Source organism: Aciditerrimonas ferrireducens, assembly GCF_023130475.1.
Lineage (GTDB): Bacteria > Actinomycetota > Acidimicrobiia > Acidimicrobiales > UBA8190 > Aciditerrimonas > Aciditerrimonas ferrireducens.
In genome coordinates this window covers 1-16,356 of sequence record NZ_JAKHEX010000002.1, presented here as the reverse complement: position 1 = coordinate 16,356, position 16,356 = coordinate 1, and the positions used below count along the sequence as shown (strand labels likewise).

Sequence of the window (16,356 nt, the reverse complement as noted above, 5' to 3'; positions counted from 1 at the left end):
CCCGCTGCTCAGGCCGATACCGTGGTCGGCCCCCGGTGGTCGTCGCCGGTCCGGTACCCGGGGCGGGGCGCGTGGGCCGCCCGTTGCAGGCGGAGCTCCACCCGAGCGCCACCGAGCTCACCCCGTCCGAGCACCAGGTGCCCGCCCTGGGATTCGAGAAGGGTCTGCACCAGACTGAGACCCTGTCCAGGCTCGGCGACGGTGCCTGGGGAGCCGGACCTCCGCATCAGGGGATCCGGTTCACCCGGCGACGGGAACCCGGGGCCGTTGTCGTCGAGTCGGATGCGCACGGTCTCGCCCTCCTCGAGGAGGTCCACGACCAGCCGAGCCGCAGGGGCGTGCTCCACCACGTTGCACAGGACCTCCCGGAGGGCCTGGCTGAGCACGAACGGGTCCGCTTCCGCCATCACCGGAGACGCCGGGCCTCGGACCTCCACCGCACGCAGCCCCAACGTGCGAGCGCCGAGGAACTCCAGGTCGAGCACGGCCCGGATGTCGATTCGGTGCACACCCTGTCGCTCGGCTCGCACCAGGGCCGCCAGGGAGTCGCACCCATGCCGCAGGAACCGGATTGCATCGGACAGCGACGGGTCGCCGTTGCGAGCACCCCACGCCTCGATCTGGGCGATGCTGCTCCGCAGGACCAGCATGGTGGCCTTCATGCCATGGGCCATGTGCCGCTGCTCGGCCCGCAGAGCGTCCGCTCTGGCCACCATGGCCCGAAGCCGCCGACTCTCCCGCTGGTGCCTGCGCTGCTCCTCTCGCCACGCGCCCCGCAGGGTGGAAAAGAGGCCTACGCCGACCCCGACGGTCGCCTCCCAGCGGAACGAGCTCCCGGCGAGGTCACCCAGCCACGACGGGCTTCCAGCCGAATCCAGAAGCGGAACGAAGCCGTTCTGGAGAAGGATGGCCACGGCCGCAAGCACCCATGGGGGGGACGAACACCCGTCGGCGGAGCCAGAACGACCCGAGGGCGAAAACCAACACGCACAGGGAGACCAGTCCGAGGGCCTCGGCGAGCCGAACCCGATCCAGCCACGGCCACACCCCCAAGACGAGGGCCACCGTCGCCACCCCGGCAGCCGAGAGCACCACGGTGGGCCAGCGTTGGCGGGCTCCCCAGTCCCCAACGCCCCGTTCACCGAAGGCTTGGGAGGCCACGGTATCGGCCACCCAGACCGACAGGCAGACCGCCAGCACGACCCCCGAGGCCGGCATGGCCGCCTCTGGCCGGGCCCACTGCCCGAGCGGTCCCGAGGCCCCCGGGGACAGCTGGCGGAGAAGCAGCTCCCCCTCCAGGCCCGCGCCGACCACCAAACCCACGGCCAGCACCAGGAAGCCCGATCCTTGTCCCACAACCCGATGGACCAGGAGGGCCAGGAAAGCCCCCAAGGTGGCGGCTGTCACCGTCAAGAGGCTCAGGACCTCGGAGACTCGAACGACGATGCGGCCCTGGGCCAGCCCGGTGAGGCCCGCGGCGCCCACCAGCGCCCAGGTGAGGGCTGCGAGCACGAACCCGACTCCGAGGGGCATTACCACGCTCGCCGCGTCCTCGGACGGCCGCACCCGCGACCTCTGCGCCGCCAGGGTGGCCGCGCCCGTTCCCTGGGCCCCCACGAATGACCTTGTCGACCCCGTTCGCTGGCCACGATCCGACGATGAGCAACGGGGTGGCCCCGGAGGCAAGCGCTTCCATGCCATGGCACCCCCCTCCGTGAGCGCGACGCACGGTCGCACCCAACGAGACAAGCGTACCAACGCGTCCACAAATGCCCATCGTCCGTCCCGGAGGATGTCCGAGGGTCCGACATCGGCCGTTCATCCCCCGTTCACCCGTTCGAAACACGGCCCTGCGAGGGTGAGGGGGTGCAATCCTTGACAGTTTGTTGCACAGGGCGTACGGTGCGGCGCAGGAGGGTCGCCGGTCAGCTGCCCACAGCCGGCCGGTGCTCGCCCCTGCCAGTCGGTGGCCAGGGGCCAGGGGGAGGGGGAACGGTGCACCAGGACCGTTCTGGTGAGTCGAGCGCCGCCGAGCCGGCTTGGGCCCGGTGGTCGTCGTCGGCGTCCTCCCCGCTCCTTCGCTCTCCCGGGGCGCTGCGTCACCGGCCTCGAAGGCCAGGGGCCGTCCCCGGAGCCCGCCCCCGCATCACCACGACCGACTACGGTGCGCCGACTGGGGGCGGCTGGCGCCCGAGTGGACCCGGAGGACCGACGAAGGAGGGGACGATCCATGGCCAGTGACGCTGCCTCGGCGGCGGTGGGGACGACGGTGGGCGGCGGCAGCGCCCCCTCGGAGGACGCCTACCAGGCCTTCAAGGTCGAGAGCCGGGGGATCGAGCTCATCCCCGACGACCAGCGGCCCATGCGGCCCTCGGACCTCTTCTGGCTCTGGGCCGGGGCCATCTGGAACGTCGAGTTCCTCGTCTACGGGGCCCTCATCGTCTCCTTCGGCCTCTCCTTCACCCAGGCGGTCATCGCCATCCTGGTCGGCAACGTCTTCTACGTCCTGCTCGGCATGGCCTCCATCCAGGGCCCCGAGGCCGGCACCACCGCCTTCGGGGTCAGCAGGGCCCCCTTCGGCATCAACGGGAACCGCGTGCCCTCGCTCTTCAACTGGATCACCCAGGTGGGCTTCGAGGTCGAGGGACTGGTCCTCGTGGTCCTGGTCGTCGAGGCCATGCTCTCCCACGAAGGGGTCTCGGCCGGGACCGGGATCAAGATCGGGCTCATCCTCTTCGCCGTGGCCGTCCAGTTCATCGCCCCGTTCCTCGGCCACGCCACCATCACGAAGCTTCTCCGCTACCTCTCCTTCGTCTTCATCGTCGTCTTCGCCATCATGGCCGCCCTGGTCATCCCCCACGTCCACCTCGGCACGTACCACAAGAGCGCCACGTGGGAGATCTGGACGACCGCCGTGGTCCTGCTGGTCTCGGCCGGCGGGTTGGGCTGGACGGAGAACGGCAACGACTACTCCCGCTACCTGCCCCGCCAGACCTCCAAGGCCAAGACCCTCTGGGCCGCCACCCTCGGGGCGGCGATCCCCTCGATCCTCCTCGAGCTCCTCGGCGCCGCCGCCTACATCGTGAGCCCCAAGGCCACCGCGGTGACCGGCCTGCCGGCGTCCTTCGCCAGCTGGTTCTTCTGGCCGTTCCTCATCCTGGCCTTGCCCCAGATCTTCGCCATCAACAGCCTGGACCTCTACTCCTCGGGGGTCACCCTCCAGGCCCTCGGGGTCCCCGTGAAGCGCTGGGGTGCGGTCATCATCGACACCATCGTGGCCGGTGCGGTCACCGCCCTCGTCATCTTCAAGGGCAACTTCTACACCGACCTCTCCGGATTCCTCGACTACATCGTCGTCTGGCTCGCGCCCTGGTTCGCCATCGTCTTCGTGGACTACCTGCTCCGCCGGGGCCGCTACGACCGCCAGGCGCTCTTCGCCGAGCGGGGCGGCACCTACTGGCGCAACGGCGGCGTGAACTGGAAGGCCATCGTCTCCCTGTTCCTCGGCATGGCCGCGGCCATGATGTGGATCGACGCCGCCTTCTACGTTCCCTCCTACACCGGGCCGCTCTCCAACGCCACGAACGGGGCCGACTTCAGCTGGGTCATCGGCATGCTCGTCGGCGGCATCGCCTACTGGCTCCTCTCCTTCCGTTCCGTTCCGGCCGAGGCCACCCTGCCCCTGGGCGGCAGCCTGCCCGGAGTCGGCGCGGGCCAGGCCGCCTCCTGAGCGTCTCGGCTCCTGGGGGTCCCGGGAAGGCAGGCCTCGCGAGCCGTACCTCGTCCCACCCACGCCGACCGCCCCACCCCGAAGGGAGACCTCGTGTCCCGTACTCGTCTTGTCCCGTCCCTCCTCGCCGGCCTCGGTCTCCTGGGTGCTGGCGCCGGCCTCGCCGCCTGCGGCGCCAGCCCCTCGGCCAGCGCCGCGGCCGCCCGGCTCGGCCCCGGCACCCCCCTGGTCGGCATCGTGAACGCCATGGGCATGGAGCAGGCCCCGATCCTGGCCGCCATGCACGTCACTGGCAGTCGGATCGTCGACGGCTACCGGTTCTTCCTCGGCACCATCGACGGGGTGCCGGTGGTCGACGTCCGCTCGGGGGAGAAGGAGTACGCCGCGGAGCTCGCCACCACCCTCATGGACCTCACCTTCCACGTCCGGGCCGCCATCCTCACGGGCACCGCCGGCTCGCGGAACCCGGCGGTCAACGTCGGGGACGTCGTGGTCAGCGGAGCGGTGGTCGACAAGTCCTCCATCCACTTCCACGACCGCGGCTACCTCTCGCCCTACACCGGCGTCGAGATGGAGGTCACCCAGCGCAGCGACACCGAGGGCGCCATCGTCGGCGGGTACGGGGCCGTCGGGCCCACCCCGAAGGACGCCGCCACCTACGGCGCTGGTCCCTCGACCACCACGAAGCGGTACGTCTACGTCGAGGACCTCGCCGCCCCCGAGGCCCTGGTGGACGACGCCCTGGCCCACGCCCCGGCACTCGGCACCATCTCCGTTGCCGATGCCACCGGGAACACCAGCGCGACCGGCACCCTCACGAACCACCTGCTCGTCGGGGTCATCGGGAGCGCCAACCAGTGGACCGAGCCGCTCGCCGACCAGGAGATCCAGAACGCCCTCTACCAGAGCGACGCCGGGGAGAACGAGGGCATGGGCTTCGCCTACGCGAACGCCCAGCTCGGCGTGCCCTGGTTGGTCGTCCGGGGCATCTCCGACAGCCCCTGGTACCCGAACGCCTACCAGGGGGTCCTGGCCGCCGATCGGGCCGCGGCCGTCGGGGTGGCGGTCATCGAGCACCTGCCCCACCACCTCCCCCGCACCCCCACCCCCTTCTCCCTCCTCTGGCCACAGAGCAACGCCGCTCGGGCCGGCTACATCGTCGCCAGCAAGGTCCAGATCAGCCCGAGCAACCTGCCGACCGCGGTCACCTTCACCAACCAGAGCGGGGCGACCGTCACCGAACCCTGGCCGTTCGCCAGCGAGTACCAGTTCAGCGCCGGCACCGCCACCACCGGCGGGTCCTGAGCCCGGCCGCCTCGTGCTCAGCCGGGCCCGGCGCCGCCGTCGCCCAGGAAACGGGACAGGGCCCGGCGCAGCTCGACGGTGATCCGGTCGGCCCGCGTGTGGACCTCGACCGGCAGCGTCAAGGACAAGCGCAGGTCGTCCAGGGCCTCTTGGACCGCCAGGTCCTCCTCCAGGATCCGCTGCTCGTAGGCCACCGCCTCGGCCATGGCGGCCTCGTCCCCACCGAGGTCGTCCCGGAACAGCGACGAGTAGATCCGGCAGCGCTCGGCGGTCTCGGGTTGGACGGCCAGCACGATAGTGTTCGTGCCCCCGGCGTCCACGAAGTCCAGCCGCAGCCGGGCGAAGAACGGCGGCGTGTACTCGTAGGACATGACCCGTCGCTGCCGCAGGGGCCGCTCCCCTCGAGCCACCGCCGGGTCCTCCCGGTTGGCGAACCAGTGCTCGAGGCGCAACCGCACCACGTTCCCCTCGACCTGCGGTGCGTAGGGCTCGACCTCCCGCTCCTCCTCGGCTCCGAAGGTGCCCCGGTGGACGAAGGGGAAGTGGGCGAAGTCCAGGAAGTTGTCGAGCAGCATCCCCGCCGAGCACCGGGCTTCCCGCACCGGCAGGTCCCCCCGCTCGAACCCGGGGTCCTCGGCCTCCGGCACGACCGGCAGCGATCCCCGGGGTGCCTCCGGGGCCACCCAGACCAGACCCAGGTGGACGGCCACCGCCGCCGCCGGCACCAGCCGGGCCTGGGGTGGCAGGGCGGCGCCAGGCCCGAGAGCCGGGATCTCCACGCAGCGGCCCTCGCCGTCGAAGCACCAGCCGTGGTAGGCGCAGCGCAGCACCCGGCCGTCCTCCACCGCCCCGAGCGACAAGGGCACCCGCCGGTGGGGGCAGCGGTCCAGGAACGCCCGGACCCCGCCGCCCAGCCGGACCAGCACCCAGGGCTCCCCCAGCAGCCAGCGCCGAAGTGGCCGCTCCCCGAGCTCCGCCACCCTCGCCACCGGGTGCCAGGCTCGCCGCAGCCGGCGATCGTCGTTCGCCAGCCAGTCGACGGGTCCCTCGACCATCAGGCCTCCTTGTCGGCCTCCACGCCCTCATCGGCCAGGGTCCCCGTCGGCCAGCCCAGCACCCCCGCGGGCCGCGGGAGGTACCGTCCCCGGCCGGGCCGGCCCACGAACCGCCCGTCGCGCACCACCACCTCCCCCCGCTGCACCACGCTGCGCACGACGCCGGTCACCACCATGCCCTCGTAAGCCGAGTAGTCCACCGCCATGTGGTGCCGACTGGCCGACAGCTCCTGGCGGGACCTCGGGTCGTAGACCACCAGGTCGGCGTCGGCCCCGGGCAGCAGCGAGCCCTTCTTCGGCCAGAGCCCGAAGAGCCGGGCCGGCGTGCTCGCCGCCAGCTCCACCATCCGCTCCAAGGTCAGCCGGCCTTCCACCACCCCTTGGTGCAAAAGGTCCAGCCGGTGCTCGATGCCCGGCAGGCCGTTCGGGATCTTCGAGAAGTCCACCCCGACCCACGGGGCCCGTTCGGCCAGGCAGAACGGGCAGTGGTCGGTGGCCACCGTCTGGAGGTCCCCTCGGGCCAGTCCCCGCCACAGGGCCTCCTGGTGCCGCGTGGAGCGCAGCGGCGGCGAGCAGACGAACCGCTCCCCGCCGGGCCCCCCCAGCAACCCCTCGTCCAGGAACAGGTACTGCGGGCAGGTCTCGGCGAACACCGGCTGGCCCCGTCGCCGGGCCCGGCGCACCGCGGCCAGCGCCTCAGCCGCCGACAGGTGCACGACGTAGAGCGGGCAGCGGGCCACCTCGGCGAGGCAGATCGCCCGCTGGGTGGCCTCGCCTTCCAGCACCGAGGGCCGGGTCGTCCCGTGGGCCGCGGGCCCCAGCTCGCCCCGGGCCAGGGCCTGGGCCACCAGCACGTCGATGGCCAGCCCGTTCTCGGCGTGCACCATGCAGACCATGCCCAAGGCTGCCGCCTCCTGCATGGTCCGCAGGATCCGCCCGTCGTCGGCGTAGAGCCGCCCCGGGTAGGCGGTGAAGACCTTCACGCTGCTCACCCCCTCGGCCACCAGCGCCGGCAGGTCGGCCAGGGCCGCCTCGCTCGGGTCCGAGAGGATCGCGTGGAAGCCGTAGTCGCACACCGCCCGGCCCTCGGCCAGCTCCCGCCACTCGGCGAGGCCGGCCAGCGGGCTCTGCCCCCGGGGCTGCACGCAGAAGTCCACCACCGTCGTCGTCCCCCCCACCAGCGCGGCCTCGGTGCCACTGGCGAAGTCGTCCGCGCTCCGCAGCTCGCCCAGGGGCATGTCCAGGTGGGTGTGCACGTCCACGCCGCCGGGTAGCACCAGCATCCCCCGGGCGTCCAGCCGAGTCGCCCCCGGTCCGGCCAGCACGCCGGCCTGCCCGGGGGCGACCAGCCCGGCCACCTGCTCCCCGGCCACCACCACGTCGGCCGCCACCACCCCCTCGGGGGTCACCACCTGGCCGCCTTCCACCACCAGCGTCACCGGTCCTCCCGACACGCCCACGCCAGGACCCCCAGTGCCGGTGCTCCCAGTGCCGGTGCTCATGGCCACAGCCGCCGGGCCCGCCGAGCGAGCTCCGCCCGGGCAGCCCCGAGGTCCACGCGGGTGGGTTCCCCGCCCTCCACCACCACCTCGCCGCCCACCAGCAGGGTCCGGCAGGGCCGCTCGGGTCCCAGCACGAAGGCGGCCACCGGGTCGGCCACGTCCCAGGCGTCGCCCAGGTCCCAGACCGCCAGGTCGGCCCGGGCCCCGGGCTCGAGTCGGCCCACGTCCTCCAGGCCCAGGCAGGCCGCCCCTTCCGCCGTCGCCATGGCCAGCACCTCCGCGGGCTGCAGCGCCCCGGCGTCGCCGGCGGCCAAGCGGGCCAGGACGAGGGCCTGGCGCAGCTCGGGCTGTAGCCGGCCGCACTCGTTCGAGGCTGCCCCGTCCACCCCCAGGCCCACCGGCGCCCCTGCTCGCCGGAGGGGCACCACCGGGCAGATCCCCGAACCCAACCGGCCGTTCGAGGTCGGGCAGTGGGCCACCCCCGTCCGGGCCGCCCCCAGCCGGGCCACCTCGCCGGCATCCAGGTGCACCCCGTGGGCCACCCAGACGTCGGGCCCCACCCAGCCCAGCTCGTCGAGCACCGCCACCGGCCGCCGCCCGAAGCGGGCCAGGCACTCCCGCTCCTCGTCCTTCGTCTCCGCCAGGTGGGTGTGCAGCCGCAGGCCCAGGCGCCGAGCCAAGGCGGCCGACTCCTCGAGCAGGGTGGTCGACACCGAGAACGGGCTGCAGGGGGCCACGTTCACGAAGACCCGCTCCCCGTCCTGCAGGCGCCCGGCCACCGCCTCGGTCGAGGCCAGGATGGCCTCGGTGTCCTCCACCACCTGGTCCGGGGGCAGGCCGCCGTGGGACTGGCCCAGGTCCATGGATCCCCGGGAGAGGTGCAGCCGGACCCCCACCGCCCGGGCCGCGTCGGCCAGGGCGTCGAACACCGAGTCGTCCCCGCCGGGCACCACGTAGTGGTGGTCGGCCACCGTGCTCGCCCCCGAGACGGCCAGCTCCGCCAGGCCCACCCGGGCGGCCGCCGCCACGTCCTCGGGGTCGAGGCGGGCCCAGACCGGGTAGAGGGTCACCAGCCAGCCGAAGAGCCCCTGGTCCACCGCCCGGCCCCGGGTCAGCCACTGGTAGAGGTGGTGGTGGGTGTTCACCAGCCCCGGGGTCACCAGGCAGCCCTCGCAGTCCAGCACCTCGTCCCCGGGCTCCGGGGGCACTCGGCCCACCGCCTCGATCCGTCCGTCCCGCACCGCCACGTCCCCCGGGGCCCGGGCCCCCCGCAGCACCAGCCGGCTCACGACGCCGCGCCCCCCGCCGCCACCGCCTCGGGGTCCCGGCCCACCAGCCGCCGGTAGGCCTCGGGGTCCGTGGCCCCCTCGGTGCAGAGCAGCAGGACCCGCTGCCCCGGCCCGGCCCGCAACAGGCGCCGGCGCTCGGCCGCCCCGGGGCCGTCCAGCACCACCCGCAGTCCGGCCAGGGCCGCCGCCCCCGTCTCCCCGGCCACCACGCCCTGGGCGGCCAGGGCCACCATGGCCGCAGCTGCCTCCTCGTCGGTCACCGCCACCGCCCCGCTCAGCCCCCCGGCCACCAACGGCCAGGCCACCAGCGACGGGGTCTCACAGTTCAACCCGGCCATGATTGATGGCCGGTAGTCCCGAAGGGTCCGCCGCTCCTTGGCCCGCAGGGACTGGCCCACGCAGTCAGCCCCGACCGGCTCGACCCCCAAGATGGCCGGCGGGTCAGCCAGGCCGGGGCGCCGGTAGTGCCGCACCACCCCGGCGGCCAGGGCCCCGACCCCCATGGGCACCACCACCAGGTCCACCGGCCCCTCGCCCCGGGCAGCCAGGGCTTCGTCGACCTCGGCCAGCATGGTGCTGTAACCCTCGCTGACCCAGCGCGGCACGTCCTCGTAGCCCGGCCAGGAGGTGTCCGAGACCACCAGGGTCCGGCCGCTTCGGTCCTCGGCCGCCTCGGCCGCCGAACGAGCCACGGCGGCGTCGTAGTCCCCCTCGACCACCTCGCAGCTCGCCCCCTCGCCCTCGATGGCCGCGATCCGGGCGGCCGCGGTGCCCCGCGGGACGAAGATCCGACAGCCCAGGCCCAGCTGCCGGGCCATGGCCGCCACCGCCCGGCCGTGGTTCCCGTCGGTGGCCGCCACCACCCGCAGGGGCAGCGCCGGCGCCAGCCGCTCGGCCAGCTCCCCGAGGTTCGCCCAGGGCTCCAGGCTCCGGCCCAGGTGGGCCTCGAGGGTCCGGTAGAGGGCCCAGGAGGCCCCGAGGGCCTTGAACGACGGCAGGCCCAGCCGGCTCGACTCGTCCTTCAGCAGCACCTGCCCCACCCCCAGCTCCTCGGCCAGGGCCGGCAGGTCCCGCAACGGCGTCGGCTCGTACCCCGGCAGCCGCCGATGGAACCGCAGCGGCGCGTCGTCCGGTGGGCCCAGGGTCACGGCCAGCACCTCGGGGTCCTGCTGGAGGGGGTTGGGAACCAGGATCCGGTCGATGCCCGCAGGCTACCCGAGCCTCAACAAACTGTCAGGCATCGGTCGGCTCCGGTGGCTCCTCCCGGGTCACCTGCACCGTCAGCCGGCTCGCCCCGGCGGCGAAGGCCGCCCGGACGGCCTCGGCGAGCGCCCGGGCCACCGCCTCGGCCGGCCCCTCCACGAGGTCCCCGAAGGGCCCCACCACGAGCCGCACCCCGGCCGAACGGGCCGCCTCGGCCAGGGCCTCGACGTGGGGTCCCCGCTGACCGGGCACGAAGGGCTCGACCGTCGCCTCGGCCCGCAGCCACGGGGCGGCCGCCGCTTCCCCCTGGGCCTCCGACGGCTGCCCCTCGGCCGTGCCAACCGCGTTGCCGACTGCGTTGCCGACCGCGTCCAGCGCCATGGCAGCAGCCTACTCCGACGGCCTGTTTCCTGCGTGTTTCCGGGCTGTTTCCGCATCGTCACCGTTGCTGCCGATACCCCGTCTCCTGTCCTCCGCGCGTTGACAAAAGGTTGAAAGCCGTGCGACGCTTGGGCGGATGACGGTCACCGTGGCCAGGTCGGTCCCCGAGGCCCTCCAGGCCCTCGCCGCCGACCCGCCCCCCGAAGTCCTCGCCGGGGGCACCGACTTCATGGTCGAGGTGAACTTCGCTCGCCGACGCCCCGAGGCGATCCTGGCGGTGTCCCGGATCGACGCCCTCGGGCAGTGGCAGCAGAGCGACGGCCAGCTCCGGCTTGGGGCGGGGGTCACGTACACCCAGCTCCTCGAACCGCCCCTGGCCGAGCTGGCCCCAGCCCTCGCCCAGGCGGCCCGCACCGTCGGGTCGCCCCAGATCCGCAACGCCGGGACGATCGGCGGCAACCTCGTGACCGCCTCGCCCGCCGGCGACACCCTGCCGGTGCTCCTCGCCCTCGACGCCGAGGTCGAGCTGGCCAGCGCCCAGGGGACCCGGACCCTTCCCCTCGAGGCGTTCCTCCTCGGGCCCAAGCGTTGCGCCCGCCGACCCGACGAGCTCCTCGTCGCCGTCCGGTTCCCCGCCCCCTTCGGCCGCCAGGAGTTCGTGAAGGTCGGGACCCGCAACGCCATGGTCATCGCCGTGGCCAGCGTCTGCGTCGTCCTCGACCCGGGGACCGGCCAGGTCCGCATCGCCCTCGGCTCGGTCGGCCCCACCCCCCTGCGGGCCCGGGCCGCCGAGGCCTACCTGGCCGAGCAGCTCGTGCCCCAGGGCACCGGGCCCACCGCCACGTCCGCCTTCGAGCTTCGCGACGGCGACGCCGCCCTGGCCGAGGTCCGGCGCCTGGTGGCCGAGGCCGCCCAGCCCATCGACGACCACCGCTCCAGCGCCGCTTACCGCCGCCACGCCGTCGGGGTCTGCGTCGCCCGGGCCCTCGAGCGGCTCCTCCGACCGGCGCCCGGCGCGGCCCTCGGGGAGGTGGCGGCGTGAGGTACGAGCTCGTCGTGAACGGCACCCCCCGGGAGGTCGACAGCAGCTGGCTCGGCGAGAGCCTCCTCTACGTCCTCCGGGAGCGCCTCGGCCTGCCCGGCTCGAAGAACGCCTGCGAGCAAGGCGAGTGCGGCTCCTGCTCGGTCCTCCTTGACGGTCGCCTGGTCTGCGCCTGCCTGGTCCTGGCGGCGAGCGCCGTGGGGGCCGAGATCACCACCGTCGAGGGGCTCGGGGGCGAGGGTCCCGAGGACCTCGACCCCATCCAGCGGGCCTTCGTCGAGGCCGGGGCGGTCCAGTGCGGGTTTTGCACCCCCGGCCTCGTCGTGGCCGTCCACGACCTGCTCCGCCGGGTGCCCCAGCCGAGTGAGTGGGAGATCCGGGAGGCCATCTCCGGGAACCTCTGCCGCTGCACCGGCTACGGCCGCATCCTCGACGCCGTCCAGCGGGCCGCCCGGGCCTTCGCCGAGCAGGCGGTGACCCGGTGACCGTCCTCGAGCGTCCCCGTCGGGCCACCCGGGGCGTGGGGGTCTCGGCCCCCCGACCCGACGGGGTGCCCAAGGTCCGGGGCCAGTTCCAGTTCTCCTCCGACCTCTTTGCCGAGGGGATGCTCTGGGGCCACGTCCTGCGCTCCCCCCACCCCTCGGCCCGCATCCGCCGTCTCGACGTCGGCCCGGCCTGGGCCATCGACGGGGTCCGGGCGGTCCTGACCGCTGCCGACGTGCCCGGGGCGCCGACCTACGGGCTCGAGATCCCCGACCAGCCGGTCCTGGCCGCCGACGTGGTCCGCTACATGGGCGAGCCGGTGGTCGCCGTCGCCGCCGACCACCCCGAGACCGCCCGCCGGGCCGCCGCAGCGGTCCTGGTCGACTACGAGCCCCTGGACCCCCTCGTCGACCCCGAGGACGCCATCTCGGCCCCGCCCATCCACCCCGACGGCAACGTCTTCCGGCACCTGCGCATCGAGCACGGCGACCCCGAGGCCCGTGGCGAGGTGGTGGTCGAGGGGACCTACGAGGTCGGCATGCAGGACCAGGCCTTCATGGGACCCGAGTCCGGCCTGGCCGTGCCGGCCGAGGACGGCGGCGTGGACCTCTACATCGCCACCCAGTGGCTCCACGTCGACCGGGACCAGGTGGCCCGCTGCCTGGGCCTGCCCCTCGAGAAGGTCCGGCTCCACCTGGCCGGGGTCGGCGGGGCCTTCGGCGCCCGGGAGGACGTCAGCATCCAGGTCCACCTCTGCCTCCTCGCCCTGGCCACCGGCCGGCCGGTGAAGATGGTCCTGTCCCGGGAGGACTCGTTCTTCTCCCACGTGCACCGCCACCCGGCCCGCATCTGGCTCCGCCACCAGGCGGACCGCCAGGGCCGCCTCGTCCGGGTCGACGCTCGGGTCCTGCTCGACGGCGGGGCCTACGCCTCCTCGTCGACCGCCGTCATCTCGAACGCCACCGCCTTCGCCACCGGCCCCTACCGGGTGCCGAACGCCACCGTCGACGGCTGGGTGGTCCGGACGAACAACCCGCCCTGCGGGGCCATGCGGGGCTTCGGGGCCGTCCAGGCCTGCTTCGCCTACGAGGCCCAGATGGACAAGCTCGCGGCGGCCCTCGGGATGGACCCGGTCCAGCTCCGCCTGGCCAACGCCCTGCGCCACGGCGACACCCTCATCACCGGACAGCGCATCGAGGGCAGCGCCCCGGTCGCCCAAGTCATCGAGGCGGCCGCTGGCGCGCCCCTCCCGGCGGTGGGCCCCGAGGCCCTGCCCGACGTGGCCCTCCCCGGGGGAGCCGGCCGCACGGCGACCCGCAGCCGGGTCCGCCGGGGAGTGGGCTTCGCGGTGGGCTACAAGAACCTCATGTACTCCGAGGGCTTCGACGACGCCTCGGAGGCCAGGGTCCGCCTGGAGCTCGCCGAAGACGGCCCCCTGGCCACCGTGACCTGCGCGGCCGCCGAGGTCGGCCAGGGGTTCGTGACCCTGGCCCGCCAGATCTGCGAAGAGGAGCTCGGTGTCGAGCGGGTGGTCCTCGCCCCGCCCAGCACCGCGCGCATCGGCTCGGCTGGCTCCACCTCGGCCAGCCGCCAGACCTGGATGTCCGGCGGGGCGGTGGCCGAGGCCTGCCGGGCGGTGGCCGGCCGGCTCCTCGAGCGGGCTGCCCGCCGCCTCGGCACCGACCCGGGCCGCCTGGTCCTCGCCGAAGGGGCGGTCCAGGCCCTCGAGGGGGCCGACGCGCTCTCGGTCGCCGAGCTGCTCGCCGAGGGGCCCCTGGAGGAGACCGTCACCTTCCACCACCGCCAGACCGAGCCCCTCGACGAGCGAGGCCAGGGGGACGCCCACGTGGCCTTCGCCTTCGCCGCCCACCGGGCCGTGGTCGACGTGGACCTGGACCTCGGCCTCGTGAAGGTGGTCCAGATCGCCACCGCCCAGGACGTCGGCCGGGTCCTCAACCCCCTCCAGGTCCTCGGCCAGATCGAGGGCGGCATCGCCCAGGGCGTGGGCCTGGCGGTCATGGAGGAGATCGTCCTCGACCAGGGTCGGGTCCGGAACCCCTCGTTCACCGACTACCTCATCCCCACCGCCCTCGACATGCCCGACGTGGCCGTCGCCGCCCTCGTCGAGGAACCCGAGCCCGGGGCCCCCTTCGGGGCGAAAGGGGTGGGCGAGCCCCCCACGATCTCCTCCACCCCGGCGGTCGTGGCCGCCATCCGGGCCGCCACCGGCCTCCCCCTCACCCGGGTGCCGGTCCGCCCCGCCGACATCGCCCTCGCCACCCCCGGAGACCCCCGGCCGTGAGCCCGACCAGCGGCCACCCTGACCCCGCACCGACGCCGACCCGCCAGGATCTCCTCGGCCTGCCGACCGTCGAGCTCCACGTCCACCTCGAGGGCAGTTTCTCGCCGAAGCGGGTCGCCGAGCTGGCCCGGGCCGCGAGGGAACCGGCGGTCGAGGCGCGGGTGGCCTGGGCCTTCGCCACCGAGGACCTGGCCGACTTCCTGGCCGCCTTGGACTGGTGGTGCTCCCTGGTCCGGACCGAGGAGCAGGCCCTCGACCAGGCGGCCGGCTTCGCCCGTTTCCTCGGGGCGAGCGGCGTGGCCTACGCCGAAGTCACGGTCAACCCGACCCACTGGACCGGCCTGCCCCGTCCCCGGCTCGTGGCGGCGGTCTGCGCCGGGTTCGACCGGGCGGCCGACGAGGGCGCCGCTGATTGCCGCCTCGTGGTCTCCTTGCGCCGGGACCAGCCCGACGACCAGGTCCGCCAGGTCCTCGCCGAGCTCGCCCGGGAGCGCCCTGCCCGGGTGGTGGGCCTCGGGGTCGACGGGGACGAGCGGGCCCCCGGCGCCCACCGCCCGGTGTTCGGCGAGGCCTTCGCCGAGGCCCGCCGCATCGGCCTCGGGGTCACCGCCCACGCCGGGGAATCCTCGGGCCCCGAGGGGGTGGTGGCGGCCCTCGAGCAGCTCGGGGTCCGTCGCATCGACCACGGGGTCCGGGCCGCCGAGGACCCCGGCCTCCTGACCCGCCTGGCCGCCGAGGCGATCACCCTCTCGGTCTGCCCCACCTCCAACGCCCACCTGCTCTACGGCAGCCTCGAACACCACCCCCTGGCGCTCCTCGACCGGGCCGGAGTGCCCCTGAGCATCGGCACCGACGACCCGCTGACCTTCGGCATCGACCTGCCCGAAGAGCTGGCCCGGGCCGCGGCCGTCGCCCACTGGGGGCTGCCCCGGCTGGCCGAGGCCCAGCGGGCCGGCCTCCGGGCCGCCTTCTGCGACGCCGCCACCCGAGAGCACCTGGCCAGGCGCCTCGAAGCCTGGGACCAGGTCCACGCCGAGGCCAGGGCCTGATGGCCCGACCCCCGGCATCCGAGCGGGCCCTGGCCGTCGCCCGAGGCGAGCAGCCAGCCGACCTCCTCCTGCGAGGCGGCCGGGTGCTGGCCTGCGCCACCCGCCAGTGGGTGCCCACCGACCTGGCCATCGCCGACGGCGTGGTCTGCGCCTGGGGCACCCGGGACGCCGCCGAGGTCATCGACGTCGACGGGGCGGCCCTCACCCCCGGGCTCATCGACGCCCACATGCACCTGGAGTCCACGAAGCTCTGGGTGGACCAGTTCGTGGCCACCGTCCTGCCCCGGGGCACCACGGCGGTGGCCGCCGACCCCCACGAGATCGCCAACGTCGCCGGGGTCCCCGGGGTGGCAGCGCTGGCCGAGGCGGCCCGCCGCCTGCCCTTCACCTTCGGCATCTGCGCCTCCAGCTGCGTCCCGGCCTCCCCCTTCGAGAGCCCCGGCGCCAGCCTCGGCCCCGAGGAGGTCGGGGTGCTCCTCGAGGACCTCGGGGCCATCGGCCTCGCCGAGGTCATGGACTTCCCCGGGGTGGTGGCCGGCGACCCCACCATCCGGGCCAAGATCGCCCGGGCCGGCCGCCGGCGGGTCGACGGCCACGCCCCTGGCCTCCACGGCCCCCAGCTCGACGCCTACCTGGCCGCCGGGGTCGAGTCCGACCACGAGTGCACCACCCTCGCCGAGGCCGAGGAACGCCGGGCCAAGGGCATGTGGGTCTTCGTCCGCCAAGGCTCGGCCAGCCAGAACCTGGCCGCTCTCATCCCCACCGTGCTCCGCCACGGCACCGACCTCGTGGCCCTCTGCACCGACGACCGCGAGCCCACCACCTTGGTGGAGCTCGGCCACATGAACGACTGCGTCCGCCTCGCCATTCGCCACGGCGTGCCTGATACCGACGCCTTCGTCCTCGCCACCGCCAACCCGGCCGCCTACCACGGCTTCACCCACCTCGGTCACCTCGGGCCCGGCTACCAGGCCGACGTCTGCGTCTTCGACCGCCTCCAGACCGTCGAGCCCGC

Annotated in this window: 14 protein-coding genes; 7 read left to right on the top strand and 7 right to left on the bottom strand. The window is 74.3% G+C overall.

What is annotated here, in order from left to right; translation table 11 throughout:
- Positions 1-8 precede the first annotated feature (8 nt).
- Together Acit_RS02110 and Acit_RS02105 are read right to left on the bottom strand one after the other, a co-directional pair.
- Entirely contained in the window at positions 9-716 is a 708-nt protein-coding gene (locus Acit_RS02110; RefSeq protein WP_248105329.1) for a sensor histidine kinase, read from the bottom strand.
- Positions 717-843: 127 nt separating this feature from the next.
- Positions 844-1,566, bottom strand: coding sequence for a hypothetical protein (locus tag Acit_RS02105; protein WP_248105328.1), 723 nt, complete (start codon positions 1,564-1,566; stop codon positions 844-846).
- A 664-nt stretch (positions 1,567-2,230) separates the two neighbouring features.
- On the opposite strand from Acit_RS02105, the gene Acit_RS02100 reads away from it, so the two are divergent.
- Positions 2,231-3,730: a purine-cytosine permease family protein gene (locus Acit_RS02100; protein WP_248105327.1), complete on the top strand. Its 1,500-nt coding sequence runs from the start codon at positions 2,231-2,233 to the stop codon at positions 3,728-3,730.
- A gap of 93 nt (positions 3,731-3,823) precedes the next feature.
- Positions 3,824-5,035 carry a 5'-methylthioadenosine/S-adenosylhomocysteine nucleosidase family protein gene (locus Acit_RS02095; RefSeq protein WP_248105326.1) on the top strand — a complete coding sequence of 404 codons (1,212 nt, stop codon included), beginning with the start codon at positions 3,824-3,826 and terminating at the stop codon, positions 5,033-5,035.
- Between the two features lie 17 nt (positions 5,036-5,052).
- On the opposite strand, the gene Acit_RS02090 is transcribed toward Acit_RS02095, so the two are convergent.
- From Acit_RS02090 to Acit_RS02070, 5 genes are all read right to left on the bottom strand, one after another.
- Entirely contained in the window at positions 5,053-6,090 is a 1,038-nt protein-coding gene (locus Acit_RS02090) for a Rieske 2Fe-2S domain-containing protein (protein ID WP_248105325.1), read from the bottom strand.
- The gene (hydA, locus tag Acit_RS02085; protein ID WP_312709126.1) at positions 6,090-7,529 is read right to left on the bottom strand and encodes a dihydropyrimidinase; all 1,440 of its coding nucleotides are present in this window, start codon (positions 7,527-7,529) and stop codon (positions 6,090-6,092) included. The genes Acit_RS02090 and hydA overlap by 1 nt, the downstream gene beginning before the upstream one ends.
- 59 nt (positions 7,530-7,588) lie before the next feature.
- Positions 7,589-8,881 (bottom strand): 8-oxoguanine deaminase, encoded by a 1,293-nt coding sequence (locus Acit_RS02080; RefSeq protein WP_248105324.1) that lies wholly within the window; start codon positions 8,879-8,881, stop codon positions 7,589-7,591.
- The gene (locus Acit_RS02075) at positions 8,878-10,038 is read right to left on the bottom strand and encodes a diaminopropionate ammonia-lyase (protein ID WP_248105323.1); all 1,161 of its coding nucleotides are present in this window, start codon (positions 10,036-10,038) and stop codon (positions 8,878-8,880) included. The genes Acit_RS02080 and Acit_RS02075 overlap by 4 nt, the downstream gene beginning before the upstream one ends.
- 76 nt (positions 10,039-10,114) lie before the next feature.
- Positions 10,115-10,465 carry a thiamine-binding protein gene (locus tag Acit_RS02070; RefSeq protein WP_248105322.1) on the bottom strand — a complete coding sequence of 117 codons (351 nt, stop codon included), beginning with the start codon at positions 10,463-10,465 and terminating at the stop codon, positions 10,115-10,117.
- Between the two features lie 136 nt (positions 10,466-10,601).
- Between Acit_RS02070 and Acit_RS02065 the strand changes: the two genes are divergently transcribed.
- The 5 genes from Acit_RS02065 to Acit_RS02045 form a co-directional block, all read left to right on the top strand.
- Positions 10,602-11,507 (top strand): FAD binding domain-containing protein, encoded by a 906-nt coding sequence (locus Acit_RS02065; RefSeq protein ID WP_248105321.1) that lies wholly within the window; start codon positions 10,602-10,604, stop codon positions 11,505-11,507.
- Entirely contained in the window at positions 11,504-11,992 is a 489-nt protein-coding gene (locus Acit_RS02060) for a (2Fe-2S)-binding protein (protein WP_248105320.1), read from the top strand. The genes Acit_RS02065 and Acit_RS02060 overlap by 4 nt, the downstream gene beginning before the upstream one ends.
- Positions 11,989-14,292, top strand: coding sequence for a xanthine dehydrogenase subunit D (gene pucD, locus Acit_RS02055; protein WP_248105319.1), 2,304 nt, complete (start codon positions 11,989-11,991; stop codon positions 14,290-14,292). The genes Acit_RS02060 and pucD overlap by 4 nt, the downstream gene beginning before the upstream one ends.
- Complete coding sequence (add, locus tag Acit_RS02050; RefSeq protein WP_248105318.1) at positions 14,289-15,341, top strand: adenosine deaminase; 1,053 nt, start codon at positions 14,289-14,291, stop codon at positions 15,339-15,341. Before pucD ends, add begins: the two co-directional genes overlap by 4 nt.
- The coding region (locus Acit_RS02045) for an amidohydrolase family protein (protein ID WP_248105317.1) at positions 15,341-16,356 on the top strand (1,016 nt) is incomplete at its 3' end. The genes add and Acit_RS02045, both read left to right, overlap by 1 nt.